Annotated in this window: 2 protein-coding genes and 1 pseudogene; all 3 read right to left on the reverse strand. The window is 40.9% G+C overall.

Annotated features, from left to right (window positions below; all coding sequences use genetic code 11):
- Window positions 1-247 precede the first annotated feature (247 nt).
- A pseudogene (locus tag NSCA4_RS13240) lies at window positions 248-820 on the reverse strand (hypothetical protein); the annotation flags it as partial.
- Window positions 821-1,082: 262 nt separating this feature from the next.
- On the reverse strand, window positions 1,083-1,346 hold the full coding sequence (locus tag NSCA4_RS0111465; protein WP_016688250.1) for a hypothetical protein: 264 nt from the start codon (window positions 1,344-1,346) through the stop codon (window positions 1,083-1,085).
- A 199-nt stretch (window positions 1,347-1,545) separates the two neighbouring features.
- The coding region (locus NSCA4_RS15640) for a hypothetical protein (RefSeq protein ID WP_036538607.1) at window positions 1,546-2,893 on the reverse strand (1,348 nt) is incomplete at its 5' end.

Raw genomic sequence — 2,893 nt, forward strand, 5'->3', positions numbered from 1 at the left:
GGCTTGTGCGGTTTGTTGGAAGAAGGTGCTCATGAGAAATCCCCTAAATGTCTTGGTGGGAATTTAGGGGATTTTGGGGAATTTTGCAAAGGTCTCCAGGAGTATGTTTAGGATTAGATTTATAAGTAGTTTCACTAATCGTTTTATCTGGATTTTTAATTTTTATTGAGATAGCTTGAGGGACAGGTATAGAAGACTCTGCTCCCTGTCCTTTAAACGTACCAAAATCATTCTTTTGATGATTCTTCGCCGCCAATGCCGCATCCGGAATCCTGTCCCCCTTCGCAACATTGCCGTTTGCAGGAATACGGATATTCCCGACCCCCGCCAATAAGGGATCGCTGCCGGTAACGGTCGGCTTGATGTTTCCCAGATTACGGATGCCTGCAAGAATCGGGGCTTTTATCCTCGGATTGGGGTTGACAAAGCTCGTCAGCCCGTCGGCAACGTTCAGCGCAAGCTCTTCGTTTTTCCGCTCTTCATGCCTGATTTTGGTGTCTTTCGTCCCGCTGTGCAACCAGGTCAGATTGCGGTATTCGGGTTTGTCCTGTCGGCGGTATTCCTCAAACAGTTTCGGATCATTGTAGGCTTGCGGATTTCTTGCGCCGTAGTCGCGGTAGTCCCAAGTATAACCCAAGGCTTTGTCTTCGCCTTTCATGCCGATTGTGGAAATAACCGTTTGGTCGGTATAGCCGTCTTGGGAACCTTTGTCCACCCAGCGCAGTATCTGCCTGCGGATTCTCATTGCCGCTTCTCGGCTGCTGATTTTTCTGCCTTCGCGTTTTTCGACTTCGCGCTTGAGGGCTTCGGCATATTTATCGAACTACGGTTGATTGGACAGTTTCAGTTCATAAGGTGATGTAGGTTGCTTTTGTCTGATTGCTGTGGCGGTTTGTTAAAAGAAAGGTCGTCTGAAACCGTATTTGTTGTTTCAGACGACCTTTTAGCTCAAACCTTGAGAACCGCATGCGTGCGTTCCGCACACATCCTACTTGTTGAGTTTAGGTTTCATATGGGCTATGGCTTGCACATAAACTCTACGTGAAGGATTCGTGTAAGCAGCGATTTGCGTTATGGGTATTTTATGTAGGTTGAGGTTTACTGTAAATTTTAGACTTTATACAGACAATGGTTTGTTGAATTGCCAATAGTTCAATCTCATTATGTGTATTAATAGTTAAATTAATTTTAATATTATTAACAAAATAATTAATATTTCTTCCATTATTCAGGATTTCCTTCTTATCATATAATTTATTTTCTTCAATTTTCTTTATACCATCATGAATAGATATGAAATTAAATGGTAATAAATCAGTTTTTTTGAAACCATCTTTTTCTTTCATGAAAAAAATATTGTATCTAATTTATTATTAATAAATAAAATACTAATTCCAAAATCAAAGAACTCGTGATAAATATAACCTAGGTCTCTCTCCCATTCAGTATTTACGTAACAATTGGATGAAGGTAACCCTAATATTTCCCAAATAGTTTTGTCATTTTGTTCTATATCCCAAATATTTTCCAATTCTGGTTTCATAATTACCATAACTTAATACCTCTTATCTCATTTTTTTCTTTAATTTCTTTAATTGCTTGTTCAATTTCAGATTTTGTATATTTTCCAGATTTTTCAAGCTTCTTTTCAAGTACAGCCAAGTCTTTACATTGAGCTGCACAAAGATTTTGAGCATCTTCTTGAATTTGTTCCTGAGTGTTTCTGCCCTTATATGTCCTACTCTGCTTATGAAGTTCATGTGGCAGTGTTATAGCTGTAGATTCATTTTTTAATTGCCTCAATTCTGATGCAGTTAAAGAACGACCCAGTATTTTTTCATTTGCTGCTACTAAAGCTGCAAAAGAAGGAATATGGTCATGTTCTAAATTATCTCCTTTAACATCTCCTTTTTTCGCTTCGCCATAACTCTTGACATCCAATTCGTTTGCAGGAATTTTGGTTAGCCGAGGAGGGTTGATACTCCCCATTTGCTGCAGCTTCAAGGAAGATGTTGTCGGCAGTCCGCCCCAATCAATCCGATATGCTGGGTTTCCCACCGTCTTAGCAAGAACAAATGAACTGCCCAATCCAGCCAAGCTCGACCCTAGCTGTTCAGGATTGTTATTCGCGATGCTGTCGCCCACTCCCCATGAGGCAAGTCCTGCCGCAACCGGCGGATATACACTGACTGCATTGATTCCCGCATCAATTATCAACTCACCCGAACCTGCACCATGCTTGGCTTTTTGTCCCATAATGCTTCTGGAAACAGGGAGATCTGTATCAAATATAACATTGATGCCCGCGCTGCTAAAGTCCGCAGCTTGAAAGGGTATTTCCAATATACCGTTAATCGCAGCATCTTTGGCACCTGATGCGACACGACGAATAACTTTTCTTTGTCGGTAATCAAAGGTTGTACGGTAATAGGTATTCCATGGATTTTTATGGGCAAGCGAGGCAATAAATGGGGAAACATCCTTTTGCTGTTTGTCATTGCTGCCAATAATGAGAGGGATATTAAACTTATTTAAGCTGATATGCGCATTTAGTATGGAAGCAATCTCAGGAGTTCTTTCGGCAATAGTCTTCAAATCGTCATCTGCAACGATTTCCCCTTTTGCCAATTGCTCAATAAACTGCTGTTTATAAAATTCGGCATCTGGTCGTTCTATCCTGCGGCCTGTTTCCATATCTTTGTAATAACTGGAATCTTCAACAAGACCGCTGAAGGTACTTTCCGGAACATCCTGAATTCCAATAATACCTTTACTTACCAATGCTTGATATCCATTAAAGCGATCATGTGCAGGGCTGTCTTGTTCAGGATATAGTTTCCCGAATTCATCCAATCTGTGAACAAAATTATTTGTTACCGCCCCGTCGGCCGCT

Origin of the sequence: Neisseria sicca 4320 (genome assembly GCF_000193735.1) — a bacterium.
GTDB lineage: Bacteria > Pseudomonadota > Gammaproteobacteria > Burkholderiales > Neisseriaceae > Neisseria > Neisseria sicca_E.